The organism is Paraburkholderia sp. EG286B (genome assembly GCF_040965655.1).
Classification (GTDB): domain Bacteria; phylum Pseudomonadota; class Gammaproteobacteria; order Burkholderiales; family Burkholderiaceae; genus Paraburkholderia.
In genome coordinates, this window is record NZ_JBFRCF010000005.1 from 444,841 (window position 1) to 459,179 (window position 14,339).

The following is a 14,339-nucleotide window of genomic DNA, read 5'->3' on the forward strand; positions in this document are numbered from 1 at the left end:
TTAGCCTTTCGTTGCTTTCGCGTCGGTATGACGCGAAAGCAAGGAAACGCCGAAAGCAGCCAGAAACCGCGCACAGCGCCCATCACCGAATCTTCACAGCAACAAAGCTCCGCGCATTATTCCGCTGAATCAGCAGCGACATGCTCTTCGTCGCCTTCGCCTCGAGCGCGACAGCTTGCTCCTGCGATTCGACCAGCGTGTCGTCGAGCGACAGCACGACGTCTCCAGCCCGCACGCCCGCGCTCGCGGCGGGTCCAGTGGAGGCTTCCACCATCAAACCAAGCGGCAACCCGGTCGTGCGCTTTTCCTCGGCGCTCAGCGCATGCGCGATCAGACCGAGGCGGTCGGCGGCATGGCGCGCGGCCGGTGCTGTCGCAGCGGCGGGCTGCGCGTTCGGGTCTGTCATCGCCGCTTTGACGGCGTGCACGTCAGACGGCGGCGTCTTGCTCACCGGATCCGCTACGGCGGGCGCGACGGGCGCGTCGGTCTTCTCCGCCGCCTGTGCGGCTTCGGTAGCCCGTGCTGCCGTCGCCCCAGCGGCGCCAGCGGCCCCCGCTGCGCCTGTCGCCGCCGCAGGCGCATCCCCATCCGCCGCCTTCGCCTCGAACGCCGTGTTCGAGAAGCCCGCCACCGCGGGCTGACGGTTGCGGATCACCTTCAGCGACGCCGGCGTCGCCGGCGGCACGGCAGCGAGCGCGGCGGCGAGCGTCGCGGCCCGGTCGACGGGTTTGCTGCCGACCTGCACGATCACGTCGCCGGTCCGGATGCCCGCTTTGCCGATGGGCGAGCCAGGATCGACGGCGTCGACGAGCGCGCCGCCCGCGTGCGGCAAGCCGAGCGCGGCCGCAAGCCCGGGGCTGACGTCTTCCACCTGCATGCCGAAGGTGCGGATCGTGCCGCCGTTGCCCGCGGTTGCCGCGTTCGCCGCATTGGCGCTGGCGGCGGGCGCCGCCTTGCGCGCCTGCAACTGCGCGCGGAACTGGTTGGCGGCGTCGATCGGAATCGCGAAAGTCAGGCCCTGGTAGCGGCCGCCGTCCGCGTAAATCTGCACGCCGATGCCGATCACCTCGCCCGCGCGATTGAAGATCGGGCCGCCGGAGTTGTCGGGGTTGACCGCCACGTCGGTCTGCAGGAACGGGAACGGCTTGCCGTCGGGCAGCGTGCGCGAGGTCGCGCTGAGAATGCCCGTCGTCACGGTGTTCTGGTAACTGTCCGGCGACCCGATCGACAGCACGGGCTCGCCGGCGTGCGCCTTCGCCGTATCGGCGAGCTTCACGAACGGCAGATCGTGGCCGTCGATCTGCAGCACGGCAACGTCGCTTTGCGGGTCGACGGCCACGACCTCCGCCTTGAACTCGCGCTTGTCCGTGAGCCGCACGGTCACCTGCTCGGCGTTGTCGACGATATGCGCCGTGGTCAGCACGACGCCATCGGGGCTGACGATGAAGCCGGAGCCCGCGCCCGTCATCACTCGCGGTCCGCCGGCCTCGGCGTCGGACGCCGGCTTCGGCGCGCGCCGGAAGAACGCGAAGAAAGGATCGGCGTCATCGATCGCTTCCTGCTCGGGCGGCGCGGACGGGTCGTCGGCGCTGCGCGCGATCACGTGCACGACGGCTGGGCCGTAGCGCTCGGCGAGCGAGAAGAAGTCGGGCGCGGCCACGGCCGCGGGCGCGTTTGCCTCGGCGGTGGCCTTCGGCGCGGCGGCGTTGTCGCCAGCCGCCTTGTCGCCAACTGCCGTATCGCTTGCCGCCTTGTCGTTAGCGGCCTTGCTGTTAGCGGCCTTATTGGCGGCGGCTTTGTTGGCGGGCGGCTTGGCGGCGGCCGGAGGCGGCGTTGCGGCGTTCGCCTCGTAACAGAAAGCGCTGGCAAGCGCGAGGGCAAGCGCCGCCGCAGGGCGCGAAGTGCGGGCGAAGGTCAGGCGGAGCACAGCACACCTCCCAGTGGTCATCGTGCTGGCGGGCGGCACGCGAACGCGGATAGCAAACGAATGCCGACGTCCATAGTGTAGTCACGCCACAAGACAATTGGGGGGCAGGGTTTGTCCTGTACCGCACGCAAATCGGCACGCAGGCGTCACGGTGCATGCGCGGCGCATCGAACATGACGCCTGGCTGACTTCGCGGCAGGTCAGGATGCTCAGGAAAGGGTGGGGGCGACGCCGAGCAGGCGCGCGAAAAGCCCCGCGAAAAGCCCCGCTCGTCGCGAGCGGGGCTTCGGCTTTGGCGGGGCCGGGAGCGGGTTCCGGCGATCGCTTTCAGCTACCCGAATACAGGTTGCAGAAGCTCACCGGCCCGACACACGTCGTGTGCGGTGCGCCGGAGTCGCTCGTGCCCTGCATCGGCGCGCCCATGCCGCTGGGTTCCTGCTGTTGATGCTGGGCCTTCGCACGCGCGACTTGCTGCGCGGAGATGGGGCTCACGTCGGGATACGAGCTATCGGTCACGAATTGCGAACCGTTGGCCTGCGCTTCGATCAACTGTTCGCGCACCTGGGCACGCGTGAGTCCCTGCGCTGACGCGGTGGATACGGCGCCGATGCAAGCCGTCACGGCGAGCAAGGCGAAAAGCGGGCGGCGGATGATCATTTCGAACTCCTGATTAAATAGCATGGTTCGGCGACCGGCTGGCGCACGGTCGAATCAACGGAGACTGCAATGGGTATACCGCCGCGGGTGGGCTGTTATTCCCGTGAAGTTGTTGCCGCAGGGAGTTTTTCTACGTGAGCTGCACCTGGAGCCAATGCGGCAGGTCCGCGCCGATCAGGCTGACGCCAAAGAGCGCGAGCGCGCCGGCAAACAGAAGGACGAGCGGACTGACCCGCGTCCTGAGCAGCACGCAAAGCGACACGACGGCGATGGCCTTCGCGGGCAGGCCGCCGTTGAGCGACTCGAGCAGCACCCAGCCCGCCGCGAGCATCATGCCGGCCGCGATGGGGCGCAGGCCGCGCTCGAGCGCCAACTGCCACGCCGCGCCCTGATAGCGGCCCCAGATATGCGTGACGCCATAGATGAGGATAGCGGTTGGCAGCAGGAGCGCGGCGGTCGCCACGAGCGCGCCCCAGAAGCCGGCAACCTGCCAGCCGATCAACGTGACGAGCAGCGAACCCGGCCCCGGCGCCATGCGCGAAATCGCGAAGTCGGCCGCGAATTGCGAATGCGTCATCCACGGATGCACGTCCACGACCTGGCGCTGGATCTCGGCGACGATCGCCTGGCCACCGCCGATCGTCACGAGCGAAAGTGGCGCGAAAATGGCGGCGAGCTGACCGAGCAGGCGTGCATTCATCGCGCACCCCGGCGGATCGCCACGTATTCGTAGAGCACGCTCACGGTGCCGCCTGCCACGACCACCCACACCAGCGACCAACGCAGAATGCCGATCGCAACAAAGGTCGCTGCCATGAGCAGCAGCGGCAGGACCTGCCGACGCACGCGCCGTGCGGTGACGACACCCATCGACAGCGACAATCCGGTGGCCGCCGCGGCGGCGCCCGCGATCAGAATCTGCGTGAGCGGATGGAAGATGAGCGCGCCGACCACGCTGCCGATCACGACGATCAGACATGCGGGCGGCACGAGGATGCCCGTTACGGCCACGGCGGCGCCACGCCAGCCCAGCAGCCGGTGCCCGATCCAGATCGCCATGTTCTTGACGTTGATGCCGGGCAGCGCCTGCGAAATGGCGAGCCCGTTGAGAAAGTCCTCTTCGCTGATCCAGTTGCGATCCTGGACGAATTCGCGCAACAGCCAGCCGCTCAAACCGCCGCCAAAGCTCGTCATGCCAATGCGGCTGAAGATCAGAAAGAGTCCGAACAGCATGGGGCCCGGCGAGGCGTTTGGCGTGGAAGCGGTCACGGGGATGACGGAAGGCGGGTAATGCCGAACGGTTCGGCGATCGTCTCTTGCGGCGGTGGCCGAAATTATAGCGCCGCAACACCTGTGACGCGGGCGCGCGCGGTCACGCAAAATTCAGCGCGAGGTCAGGGCCGTTATGATGGTAGGACTCGCAGCGGCTCGATCGTTGCCATCGCTGCGATCGATGTATTTGCGCTGTCCGCCGTGTGCCGCCTGGCGTGACGTGAACAAAACGCCTTGTCGCCATTGCTCATGCCCAGGAAAAAGACCAGCGTCTGGCTCAAAGGTCTCGAACTGCTCACCCGCATGAGCGCACCGCGACCGAAGAAAAAGGCCGCCGCACGCAAAACGGTGCCCGCCAGGGCCGCGCAGGTCGCGAGGCCGGCAGCCAAACCGGCGAGGCGCGCAGGGAAGGCGCACGTGGGGCGTGCGCAACCGGCGGGCACGGCCGGCAGGTGGATCCGCTCCTATCATTCCGCGCCGCCCAGGGCCGGGCATCTCGTCAACCATCTCGCGTATGCGCTCTATTTGCCCGCCGGCGCGGCCAGCGCCACGGGCCTGCCGCTCGTGGTCATGCTGCACGGCTGCAAGCAGACGGCGGAGTCGTTTGCCGCGGGCACGCGGGTTTGCCGGCTGGCGGATCGCGCAGGCTTCGCCGTGCTGCTTCCCGAGCAGGCGAAAACGGCGCACGCGCAGCGATGCTGGCACTGGCACGGCGATCATGCGCAGTCGGAAGCGCCAGCGGTCGCCTCGCTCGTCGATGCCGTCGCGCGCGAGCACGGCTTCGATCGCGAGCGCGTCTACCTCGCGGGCATCTCGGCGGGAGCGGGTCTCGCGTCCGTGCTCGCCATGCGCCATCCGTGGCGCTTCGCGGCAGTGGGCCTGCACTCGGGGCCGGTTTTCGGTGCGGCCAGTTCAACCATGAGCGCGATGAGCGTCATGCGCCACGGCAGCCGCGAAGACCCGGTGCATCTGGTCGATGCCGCGCTCGACGTCGCCGCCCATCCAGGTGTGCCCGCCTTCATCGTGCAAGGCGAAATCGACGCGGTCGTGGCGAAGCGCAACGGCGCACAGCTCGGCATGCAGTTCGCGCGTGTCAACCGGCTGCTCGACGCGCAGGGCGAATTGCGCGTCGGCGAGATCCGGACCTATAGCCGTGACGCGGTGGCATACACCGACTATGTCAAGTCGGGCAGGCTCGTCGTGCGGGTGTGTGTCGTTCGCGGGCTCGGGCACGCATGGAGCGGCGGCGATCCGCGCGAAGCGTTTCATTCGGACCGAGGTCCCGACGCGATGGCGCTGATGTGGCAGTTCTTCCGGCGGCAGCGCCGAACTGCGGCAAGCGACATGGTGTGAGCGGGGCGTCAGCCCTCGTTTGCGCGGCGCACTCTCGCCGGGAGCAGCATGGCCGCCGCGAAGCACAGGAGATGCAGCCCGCAGAGCGCCGCGAACGCCGGCAGGAAGTGCCGCGGTTCGGCAGCGGAAGCACTCGGCATTGCCAGGGAAACGGCGATGGAGACGAGCGTCGTGGCGAACGGGCCGCCAATCCGCTGCGCGATATTCAACGCGGTGTTCGCGACCGGAAGCCGTGCCTTCGGCATGCGGGCATACGCGGCGGAAATCGAAGGAATGCTAATGGTTCCCTGACCCACGCCCGCGATAAAGAGACTCGCCAACGCGAGGCCCGTGGAGAACGCGTGGCCCGTCATCCACAGGAACGGCAGCGTGGCGACGAGCGCCAGCAGTGCGCCGCCCGCCGCGAGCGCGCGGCAGCCCAGCCGCTCGGTGAGAAAGCCCATGAAGGCGAACGAGGCCATCATGCCCGCGCCCGTCGCCGCGAGCAGCCAGCCCGCATGCGCGGCGCTCAGGCCGCAGCCTGCAATGAGGTAGAGCGGAACGGCCAGCTGCCGTCCATACATGATGCCGTTGGCGAAGAATTGCGTGATGGCGGGCACCGCGAACATCCGGTCCGCAAAGAGGCGCACGTCGATCAGCGCCGACGTTGGCCGGCGCAACGAGTGCCACACGAATCCCGCGAGTAGCGCGGCGCCGGCTAGCAGAAACCCCGCGCCTTCGGCGTGCATGGCGCTCTGGAAGCCATAGACGAGCGCGGCGAGCCCCGGCGAGATCAACGCAAAGCCCGCGAAATCGAAGCGGCGCCTTTGTGGTTGGGCTGTGTCGGGCGCGAGCAAACGCGTGGCCAACGTGACGCCGAGTATGCCGACCGGCACGTTGATCAGGAACAGCCAGGGCCACGCCGCGCGCGCCAGCACCGCGCCGGCAAGCACCGGGCCGAGGATCGGCCCGAGCAGGATGGGCAGCGTGGCGTAGCCCATCACGCGCTCCATGTTCCTACCCGCGACGCGCCCGATCATCATCTGCGCCATGGGGGCGAGCAGCCCCGCCACGAGGCCCTGAACGATGCGCGCGCCGATTAGTTCCCCCATGTTTTGCGCCGCGCCGCACAGTACCGAAGCGAGCGTGAAGGCCGTGAAGGCAAAGAGATAAAGCCGCTTCGCACCGACGCGATCCACCAGCCAGCCGTTGAGCGGAAGCATGAGCGCCATGGCCAGCAGGTAGCCGCTCATGATCCACTGCGTCGTGGCAACGGGCGAGTGGAGCGCATGGCCGATGGCCGATAGCGAGACGTTCACGAGCGTCGAGTCCATCTGTGCCATGAACGAGCCGATCGAGACGACCACGGCGACCTTCCAGACGGACGCGGAAATCCGGTTGCCGGCACCGCTGGGCTCACGCGTGCCGCTCATCGTTCAGCCAGCCTTCTCATGATGTCGCCCGCCTTGAAAACGATTCACGCGGATTCGGCTGGGGAACGTCAGCCCATCATGAATATAAACAGCCAAACTTGCAAGTTTACCTGTTGAAAATTTGAAAACCCAGGAAGTGGGATGCCAAACGGCTAACGCCAGACGAGCGCCATGGAGGCGTATGCTTGCCATCAAACGACGGCATTCAACCCCGATGGAGACACGCATGGCGGCACTTCAAATCGACGATGTCCCGGCCGCGATCCGGCAAGCCAAGCGCATGTTGCGCGCGCAACTGCCGAACTATCGCGAAGTGTTCGAGGAGGTCGCGCAGGCCATAGGCGAACAAGCACGGCACATTGCCCGGCTGCGCGAAGCGGGCGAGGCCGTGATCCCGGAGATCGCTTTCGCCGACATCCAGGCGCAGCGCGTGAGTCCCGAGGCGATCGCGCTCGTGAAGGCGCGCGGCGCCTGCGTGATCCGCCGCGTGTTCGAGCCGGAGCAGGCCGCACGCTGGGACGCCGAAATCGCCGGGTACGTGGCGCGCAACGATCTCGACGCGCGTGCCGCGCAGCGCGCGGCGCAGCGCAATGCCCTCCCGCCGCAGGCGAGCCGCCCGTTGATCTATGGCCTCTACTGGTCCCGCCCGCAGGTGCAGGCGCGCGAGTCCGCCGAACTGACGGCCGCGCGCGTCTTCCTCAACCGCCTGTGGCGCCACGAGAGCGAGGGGCGCGTGCATTTCGATCCCGATGTCGTGCCCGTCTACGCCGACCGTCTGCGGCGCCGGCCGCCTGGAACGGCTGCGCCCGGCCTCGCCCCGCATTGCGACGGCGGCGCGGTCGAGCGCTGGGTCGACGAGAGTTTCCGCCAGGTCTATCGCCACGTGTTCTCGGGCGACTGGCGGCGCTACGACCCGTTCGACGGCGCGTACCGCACGCATGCGAGCGAGATTCCCTCACGCATCGCCTCTTCGATGTTCCGCACCTTCCAGGGCTGGACCGCGCTCACGCCGCAGGGCCCCGGCGACGGCACGCTGCAGATCGTGCCCATTGCCAACGCGATGGCGTACGTCCTCTTGCGCGCACTGCAGGACGACGTGGCCGAGGACGACCTGTGCGGCGCCCAGCCGGGCCGTGGGCTGCCGATCAGCCGCGAGTGGCATGCGCCGCTGATCGATGCGCTGATTTCGATTCCTCAGATGCAAGCCGGCGACACCGTGTTCTGGCACTGCGACGTGATTCACTCCGTGGAAGACGAGCACCGCGGCAGCGGCTACAGTAACGTGATGTACATTCCGGCCACACCGGGTTGCGCGAAGAACGACGCCTATTTACAGCGCCAGTTGCCGAGCTTTCTCGAAGGCCGCAGCCCGCCGGACTTTCCCGCCGAACATATCGAAGCCGATCTGGCGGACCGGGCGGGCGTGGCCGATCTCACGCCGCTCGGCCGCACCCAGCTTGGCCTGCCCGGCGTTGCCTAACATGGGCACATGACCCGCGCGTGTCGGCGCATCGATTCGCGCGCTTGCCTGTCAAAGCACGCGTGTGGCATGCTGTGCGCCGATCAACCGGCCATGACGACCATGGATTTCGCTTCGTCCGTCGCAACCTATGGCGCCGACCTGTCGGGCCTCATTTGCGGTTTTCACTTCACGCCCGGCCAGCCCGGGCAGCCCGTCACGTGCGACGATGTCCTCGAGGCGCTGCGGCGCACGCACGAGAGCGGCGAGCCGCAGGGCGCGCGCGACGACACGTTCTACTGGCTGCACTTCAATCTCGCCCACGCCGCGGCGCAACCGTGGATGCGCGCGCATCTCGACCTGCCCGACGCCTTCTTCGAGATGCTCGTGGAAGGCTCGCACTCCACGCGCATCGAACACGTCGATAACGGCCTGTTCGCCGTGGTCAACGACGTGATGTTCGATTTCGAACTCACGCCCTCGCAGATCGCGACGCTCTGGTCGTACACGCACGAGCGCATTCTCGTCACGGCGCGCCTGAAGCCGTTGCGCTCCATCGACCGTCTGCGCGGCTACGTGCGCAACGGCGAGACGTTCCGCTCGCCGGCCGAGCTGCTGATCCACCTGATGCGCGACCAGGCCGACCTCATGGTGGAGATCGTGCGCCGCACGAGTATTGACGTCGATCGTGCCGAGGACCAGTTTCTCGCCTCGCGCCGCTCCAGGAGCCGCCATGAACTCGCGGCCATGCGGCGCATCCTGGTGCGCCTGCAACGCATGCTCGCGCCGGAGCCGGGTTCGATTTTCCGTCTGCTCGCTCGCCCGCCGCGCTGGCTCCAGACACCCGACATGCAGGACCTGCGCGAGGCGACCGAAGAGTTCTCGCTCGTGCTGGGCGACATGGCCGGACTCGTCGAGCGCATCAAGCTCCTGCAGGAAGAAATCGCCGCGCGGCTCGAAGAGCAGAACAACCGCACGCTTTTCACGCTCACGCTCGTTACCGTGCTCGCGCTGCCGATCAACATCGTCGCGGGCTTCTTCGGCATGAACGTGGGCGGCATTCCGCTCGCGGAAAACCGCCACGGCTTCTGGCTCATGGTGGTGCTGGTCGCGACCTTCACGGCGCTGCTGGGATGGTGGGTGTTCCGCCGCCGCGGCGACACCTGAGGCTTGCGGGGCAGCTGCAGGACTGCCGGTGCGCGCGATGCAACCGACGGCCTCACGCGTCTGGGCATGATGGGCGCCCACGTTAGCTGACGTTGGCGTGCGCCGGGCACCGCACGCGCCCGCGGCTGGCGCGTTGGTGTATGTTGGCGTCATACCGTAGCGGCCCCCATGACGGCCCTGGTGCGGAGGACGCCTTGCCCGAAGTCTCGCCCAACCCCGGCGCGGTCCGCTCGCGAGTCTCGCGTTTGCTCGTGCTGCTGGTCGTGGCGCTGATTCCGATCCTGCTGTGTGTGGCGCTCGGGCGTTACGAGGCCGAACGCATTGCGCAGCGTGAGGCGAGCCTTGCTTCCGCGTTCATCGTCGGGCAGGTGGTCTCGATCGTCGAGACGGCGCAGAGCGCGGCGCGCTCGTTCGCGCCGCGTGCGAACGAAGCGTGCGAGACGCTCTCGCCGGATCTCACGCGCAAGGCCGCCGCCGTGCCCTATGTGCGCACGCTCAATATCCTTTACGAAGGCCGCATCGACTGCTCGTCCGCGTACGCGCAACAGGCGGTGCCCAATCGCGGCTGGCTCAATGGCAGCGTGCCGGCCTCGCAGGACGAATGGCTCCTGATCGTCGACGACACGCCGATGGTGCGCAACCGCCCCTCGCTGCTGGTTGGCGTCGCGGGCGAAGCGGGGCGCGCGGTCGTGGCCGTGGTGGACGTGCAGTATCTGATGGACCTCCTGCATGGCGCGGCGCCGCTCACGGTGTTTCGCCAGGCCGAGTTGAGGGTGGGCGGGGGCACCGTGTTGCGCGAAGCCATGGCGCTCGTGAACGTGCGAGGCGCGCCGTTGCTGGTCGATCTGCAAAAGCGCATGTCGGGCACCACGATCGATCTGAAGATCTACGGGCGGCCCGAGCGTATTCTGCAATACTGGCGCGCCCTGCTGCTGCGCTACATGCCGTGGGCGGCTGCCTTCTCCGCGTGCCTCGTCTGGCTCGTGCGCCGCCTGCAGCAAAGCGGGCAATCGCGCCGCGAACAACTGCTGCGGGCCATTCGCGCGAACGAATTCCATGTCGAATACCAGCCGCTCTACGGCGTCGAGACGGGGCGCTGCGAGGGCGCGGAGGCGTTGCTGCGCTGGGTGCGGCCAGGCACCGGCGCGATCCGTCCGGACGAGTTCATTCAGGTGGCCGAAGAAGAGCACGTGATCGTGCCGCTCACGCAGCATCTGCTGAAGCTCATCGAGCACGATGTCGCCACGTGGGACGTCGCACGGGGATTTCACCTCGGCGTCAACTTCGCGCCCGAGCATCTGTCGGGCGTAGAGCTCGTGAGCGACGTGCAGGCGCTGCGCGCGGCCGTGGCGCCGCACGGCGCGACGATCACGCTGGAGATCACCGAGCGCACGCTGGTGCGCAATACCGAGCAGGCGCGCAGCAATCTCGTGACCTTGCGGCGCGAGGGCGTGAGGGTCGCCATCGACGACTTCGGCATGGGATATTGCTCGCTCTCGTATCTCGAGAAATTTCCGTTCGATATCCTGAAGATCGATCGCGGCTTCGTGCTGACCATCGACGCGCAGGGCGGCAAGGCGGCGGTGCTCGACGCCATTATCGATCTCGCGCATAGCCTTGGCGCGCGGCTCGTGGCCGAGGGGGTGGAAACACAGGTGCAGCGCGACTATCTATGCGCGCGCGGCGTCACCTATATCCAGGGCTTTTTCTACGCGAGGCCCATGCCGTCGGAGGCGTTCGTGCGCTGGTATCGCGCGAACGGGGCGCATATGTCGCCCAATCCGCACATGACGGCCGGCACCTAGGGCGCCCGCGTATTCCTGCCGGCGTGATTTGCTTAGCGCCAAACATCGGTTCGGCGAACGCGTGCGGCCCGGTAGCATCAACGCTTCGATGGCTGCGCCGTGTCGGCGCATGCCCCATGCCAACACGGAAGCGCTGAAGATGACTCGCCCCACGCCGCCCAGACCCTATACCCGCCGCCACTTCCTCGCCACGCTGGGCGCGACGCTCGCCAGCGCGGCGCTGCCCGCCACCGCGTTCGCGAAATATCAGCCCGACCAGTTCCGCATCGGCTACCAGAAGGCCGCGAGCACGCTCGTGCTGCTCAAGGCCAACGGCACGCTCGAAACGCGCCTCGCGCCGCTCGGCATCAAGGTGTCGTGGACCGAATTCCCGGCCGGCCCGCAATTGCTCGAAGGCCTGAACGTGGGCGCGATCGACTTTGGCTACGTGGGCGAGGCGCCGCCCGTGTTTGCCCAGGCCGCGGGTGCGGATTTCGTCTATACGGCGTATGAGTTGCCCACGCCGCACGCGGAAGGCGTGGTGGTGGCGAAAAACTCGCCGATCCGTGACGTGGCAGGACTAAAGGGCAAGAAGATCGGCCTGAATCGCGGTTCGGACGTGCACTGGTTCCTCGTCGCGCTGCTGCAAAAGCAGGGCCTTTCGATCGGCGACGTGCAGCCCGTGTATCTGGCGCCCGCCGATGCGCGCGCGGCGCTGCAAAGCGGCGCCATCGACGCATGGGCGATCTGGGACCCGTTCCTGGCCGCCGTCGAGTCGCAGGACGGCGCACGCCTCATTGCCGACGCCAGCGGCGTGGCGAGCCATCATCAGTTCTTCCTGAGCCAGCGCGAATTCGCGCAAAACCGCAAGGACGCGCTGGCGATCGCGCTGGACGAACTCGGCAAGACGGGGCAATGGGTGCGCGCCAACACGGCGGCAGCGGCCGCGAAACTCTCACCGATCCAGGGCCTCGACGCGGCGACGATCCAGACCGGTCTCACGCACTACGCGCATGAATACCGGCCCATCGACGCCGCCGTGATCGCGCAGCAGCAGAAGATCGCGGACACGTTCTACGATCTGAAGATCATTCCGCGCCGCGTGGTGACGAAGGACGCCGTGCTCGCCTGACCGCGCGAGCACGGGCGCCCCGTGCTCATGCAATGCCAGGGCTTAGTGCTGCGACGACCAGCCCTTGTAGCTGCCAACGTTGTCGCGCGTGACGAGCTGCGGCGTCATTTCGATCATCGGGTTGGCGGGCTTCTTGCCGTTCATGATCTCGTAGCCCACCTGCACGGCCGTTTGCGCCATCTTCCACGGGTCCTGGCTCGCCGAGGCCTGCACCAGCGTATCGGTCTTGAGCGCCGTTTCGATATCCGGCGCGCCGTCCACCGACGTGATCACGATGTTGCTGCGATGCAGCTGCTTCGCGGCAAGGTCGCTGCCAATGGCCTGCGGGTCGTTGATGGCGAACACGCCGGCAATCTTCGGGAAGCGCGTGAGGTAGCCCTGCATCACGTTCATGCCGCCTTCACGCGAGCCCTTGGCGTCCTGGTCGTCGGAGAGGATCTTGATGCCGGGCGTCTTCGCGAGCACCTGCTTGCAGCCGTTCACGCGGTCGATCACGGCCGAGACCTGCGGTCCGTTCTGGATGATCACGTTGCCGGTGTTGTTGATCTTCTTCGCGAGGTATTCGCACGAAATCTCGCCGGCCTTCACGTTGTCGGTCTGCACGGTGGCGTCGGCGCCCGCGGCGGCCACGTCCACGGCCATCACCACGATACCGGCCGCCTGCGCCTTCTTCACCGCAGGCAGGATCGCCTTCGGATCGGTCGCGTTCAGGAGGATCATGTCCACGTGCGCCGAAATGAAGTTGTCGATCTGCGTGAACTGCTTGTTGAGGTCGTAGTCGGCGGAAACGGCCGTGACCTTGGCACTCGGGTTGATCTGCTTCGCCTTCGCTTCCGCACCCTGCACGATCGTCACGAAGTAGGGGTTACCGAGCGAACCCACGGTGATGCCGATCGACTTGAGCTGCTTGTCGGCGGCATGCGCGCCTTGCAGTGCGAAGCCGAACGTGAGGGCGGCAGCGGCGAGAACGACTTTCTTCTTGAACATGAGGTTGTCTCCTGAGGGGTCCTGTTTGGGTGCTTTCCGGGCGAGCGCAGCAGGACCGCCTGCGCTCGCGCCTGTTTCCGGCTGATGGTGTATTCGATGCACGCTTAGGTGCGGGCCGAGCCGCGCTGGCGGTAGCGGTCGAGCGCCACGGCGCCGACGATCACGAGGCCCTTGATGATGTACTGCCAGATGTCCGAGACGCCGAGCAGCACGAGGCCATTGGTCAGGACGGCGATGATGAGTGCGCCGATCAGCGTGCCGATGATCGAGCCCACCCCGCCCACGAAGCTCGTGCCGCCCAGAATCACCGCGGCGATCGCGTCGAGTTCGTAGGACTGGCCCAGTTGCAGGCCGTTGGCCGCGTAGAGACGGGCCGCCGACATCACCGCGCCGAGACCCGCGAGCAGGCCCGACACGGCATAGACGAACATCTCGATGCCCCACACCTTGATGCCCGAGAGGCGCGCCGCTTCCGGGTTGCCGCCCACCGAGTAGATGCGCAGGCCGAGCACGGTACGGCGCAGCACGAACCACGAGCCGGCCACCACCACGAGCGCGATGATGACGAGCCAGGGCACACCGAGCACCGTGCCGTTGCCGATGAACGCGAACGACAGCTGCGGGTTGAAGATCGTGGTGTCGTGACCCATGAGGCGCGCGATGCCGCGCACCGCCGTGAGCGAGCCGAGCGTGACGATGAACGGCGGCAGGCGCAGGAGCGCGATGAGCGCGCCGTTGATGAGGCCGAAGCCGAGGCCCACCGCGAGCGCCATGGGCACGCCGACCCAGCCCCAGCCCGCGAAGTTCGAGCCGATCATGGCGGCCATGGCTGCCGCGGCCAGCACCGAGCCCACCGAGAGGTCGATGCCGCCCGTAAGAATCACGAACGTCATACCGGCGGCGAGCACGATGTTGATCGACGCCTGCTGCGTGACGATCGAAAGATTCTCCAGCGTGAAGAAGCCATCGTTGAGCAGACCGAAGCCGATGCACAGCAGCACCAGCACGGGCAGCATGCCGGCGGTGCGCACGAGCGACTTCATGCGCTGGCGATGACCGTCGACCGCGACGCTGCGTGCGGGTTGAGCGCCTTGCGCGGGCTGTGTGGGCGAGGCCGCGACACCGTGCCGGGGAAGAATGCTTTTCATGTCGTACTCCTGAGGGACGTTTCTTGCGTATGCGGTGAAGG

The 14,339-nt window shown here is 67.3% G+C and carries 12 protein-coding genes; 5 read left to right on the forward strand and 7 right to left on the reverse strand.

The window, feature by feature from the left end; genetic code table 11:
• Window positions 1–82: 82 nt before the first annotated feature.
• From AB4Y42_RS13615 to AB4Y42_RS13630, 4 genes are all read right to left on the reverse strand, one after another.
• On the reverse strand, window positions 83–1,927 hold the full coding sequence (locus AB4Y42_RS13615) for a trypsin-like peptidase domain-containing protein (RefSeq protein ID WP_368690533.1): 1,845 nt from the start codon (window positions 1,925–1,927) through the stop codon (window positions 83–85).
• Window positions 1,928–2,254: 327 nt separating this feature from the next.
• Window positions 2,255–2,584 carry a DUF4148 domain-containing protein gene (locus AB4Y42_RS13620; protein ID WP_368690532.1) on the reverse strand — a complete coding sequence of 110 codons (330 nt, stop codon included), beginning with the start codon at window positions 2,582–2,584 and terminating at the stop codon, window positions 2,255–2,257.
• A 130-nt stretch (window positions 2,585–2,714) separates the two neighbouring features.
• Window positions 2,715–3,284, reverse strand: coding sequence for a chromate transporter (locus AB4Y42_RS13625; protein ID WP_368694479.1), 570 nt, complete (start codon window positions 3,282–3,284; stop codon window positions 2,715–2,717).
• Entirely contained in the window at window positions 3,281–3,817 is a 537-nt protein-coding gene (locus AB4Y42_RS13630; protein WP_368694543.1) for a chromate transporter, read from the reverse strand. Before AB4Y42_RS13630 ends, AB4Y42_RS13625 begins: the two co-directional genes overlap by 4 nt.
• 288 nt (window positions 3,818–4,105) lie before the next feature.
• Between AB4Y42_RS13630 and AB4Y42_RS13635 the strand changes: the two genes are divergently transcribed.
• A complete protein-coding gene (locus AB4Y42_RS13635; RefSeq protein ID WP_368694480.1) occupies window positions 4,106–5,209 on the forward strand; it encodes a PHB depolymerase family esterase in 1,104 nt (367 codons plus the stop codon).
• 8 nt (window positions 5,210–5,217) lie between these two features.
• Here the strand turns inward: AB4Y42_RS13635 and AB4Y42_RS13640 are convergent, their stop codons facing one another.
• On the reverse strand, window positions 5,218–6,621 hold the full coding sequence (locus AB4Y42_RS13640) for a DHA2 family efflux MFS transporter permease subunit (protein WP_368694481.1): 1,404 nt from the start codon (window positions 6,619–6,621) through the stop codon (window positions 5,218–5,220).
• Window positions 6,622–6,847: 226 nt separating this feature from the next.
• On the opposite strand from AB4Y42_RS13640, the gene AB4Y42_RS13645 reads away from it, so the two are divergent.
• The 4 genes from AB4Y42_RS13645 (at window position 6,848) to AB4Y42_RS13660 (ending at window position 12,163) form a co-directional block, all read left to right on the forward strand.
• The gene (locus AB4Y42_RS13645) at window positions 6,848–8,101 is read left to right on the forward strand and encodes a DUF1479 domain-containing protein (protein WP_368690527.1); all 1,254 of its coding nucleotides are present in this window, start codon (window positions 6,848–6,850) and stop codon (window positions 8,099–8,101) included.
• A gap of 102 nt (window positions 8,102–8,203) precedes the next feature.
• Window positions 8,204–9,247 (forward strand): transporter, encoded by a 1,044-nt coding sequence (locus AB4Y42_RS13650; protein ID WP_368694544.1) that lies wholly within the window; start codon window positions 8,204–8,206, stop codon window positions 9,245–9,247.
• Window positions 9,248–9,441: 194 nt separating this feature from the next.
• Complete coding sequence (locus tag AB4Y42_RS13655) at window positions 9,442–11,052, forward strand: EAL domain-containing protein (RefSeq protein ID WP_368694482.1); 1,611 nt, start codon at window positions 9,442–9,444, stop codon at window positions 11,050–11,052.
• A 139-nt stretch (window positions 11,053–11,191) separates the two neighbouring features.
• A complete protein-coding gene (locus tag AB4Y42_RS13660; RefSeq protein ID WP_368694483.1) occupies window positions 11,192–12,163 on the forward strand; it encodes a sulfonate ABC transporter substrate-binding protein in 972 nt (323 codons plus the stop codon).
• 42 nt (window positions 12,164–12,205) lie between these two features.
• Here the strand turns inward: AB4Y42_RS13660 and AB4Y42_RS13665 are convergent, their stop codons facing one another.
• Window positions 12,206–13,150, reverse strand: coding sequence for an ABC transporter substrate-binding protein (locus AB4Y42_RS13665; protein ID WP_368690524.1), 945 nt, complete (start codon window positions 13,148–13,150; stop codon window positions 12,206–12,208).
• Window positions 13,151–13,254: 104 nt separating this feature from the next.
• Window positions 13,255–14,298 (reverse strand): ribose ABC transporter permease, encoded by a 1,044-nt coding sequence (locus AB4Y42_RS13670; RefSeq protein WP_133187246.1) that lies wholly within the window; start codon window positions 14,296–14,298, stop codon window positions 13,255–13,257.
• Between the last annotated feature and the right edge of the window lie 41 nt (window positions 14,299–14,339).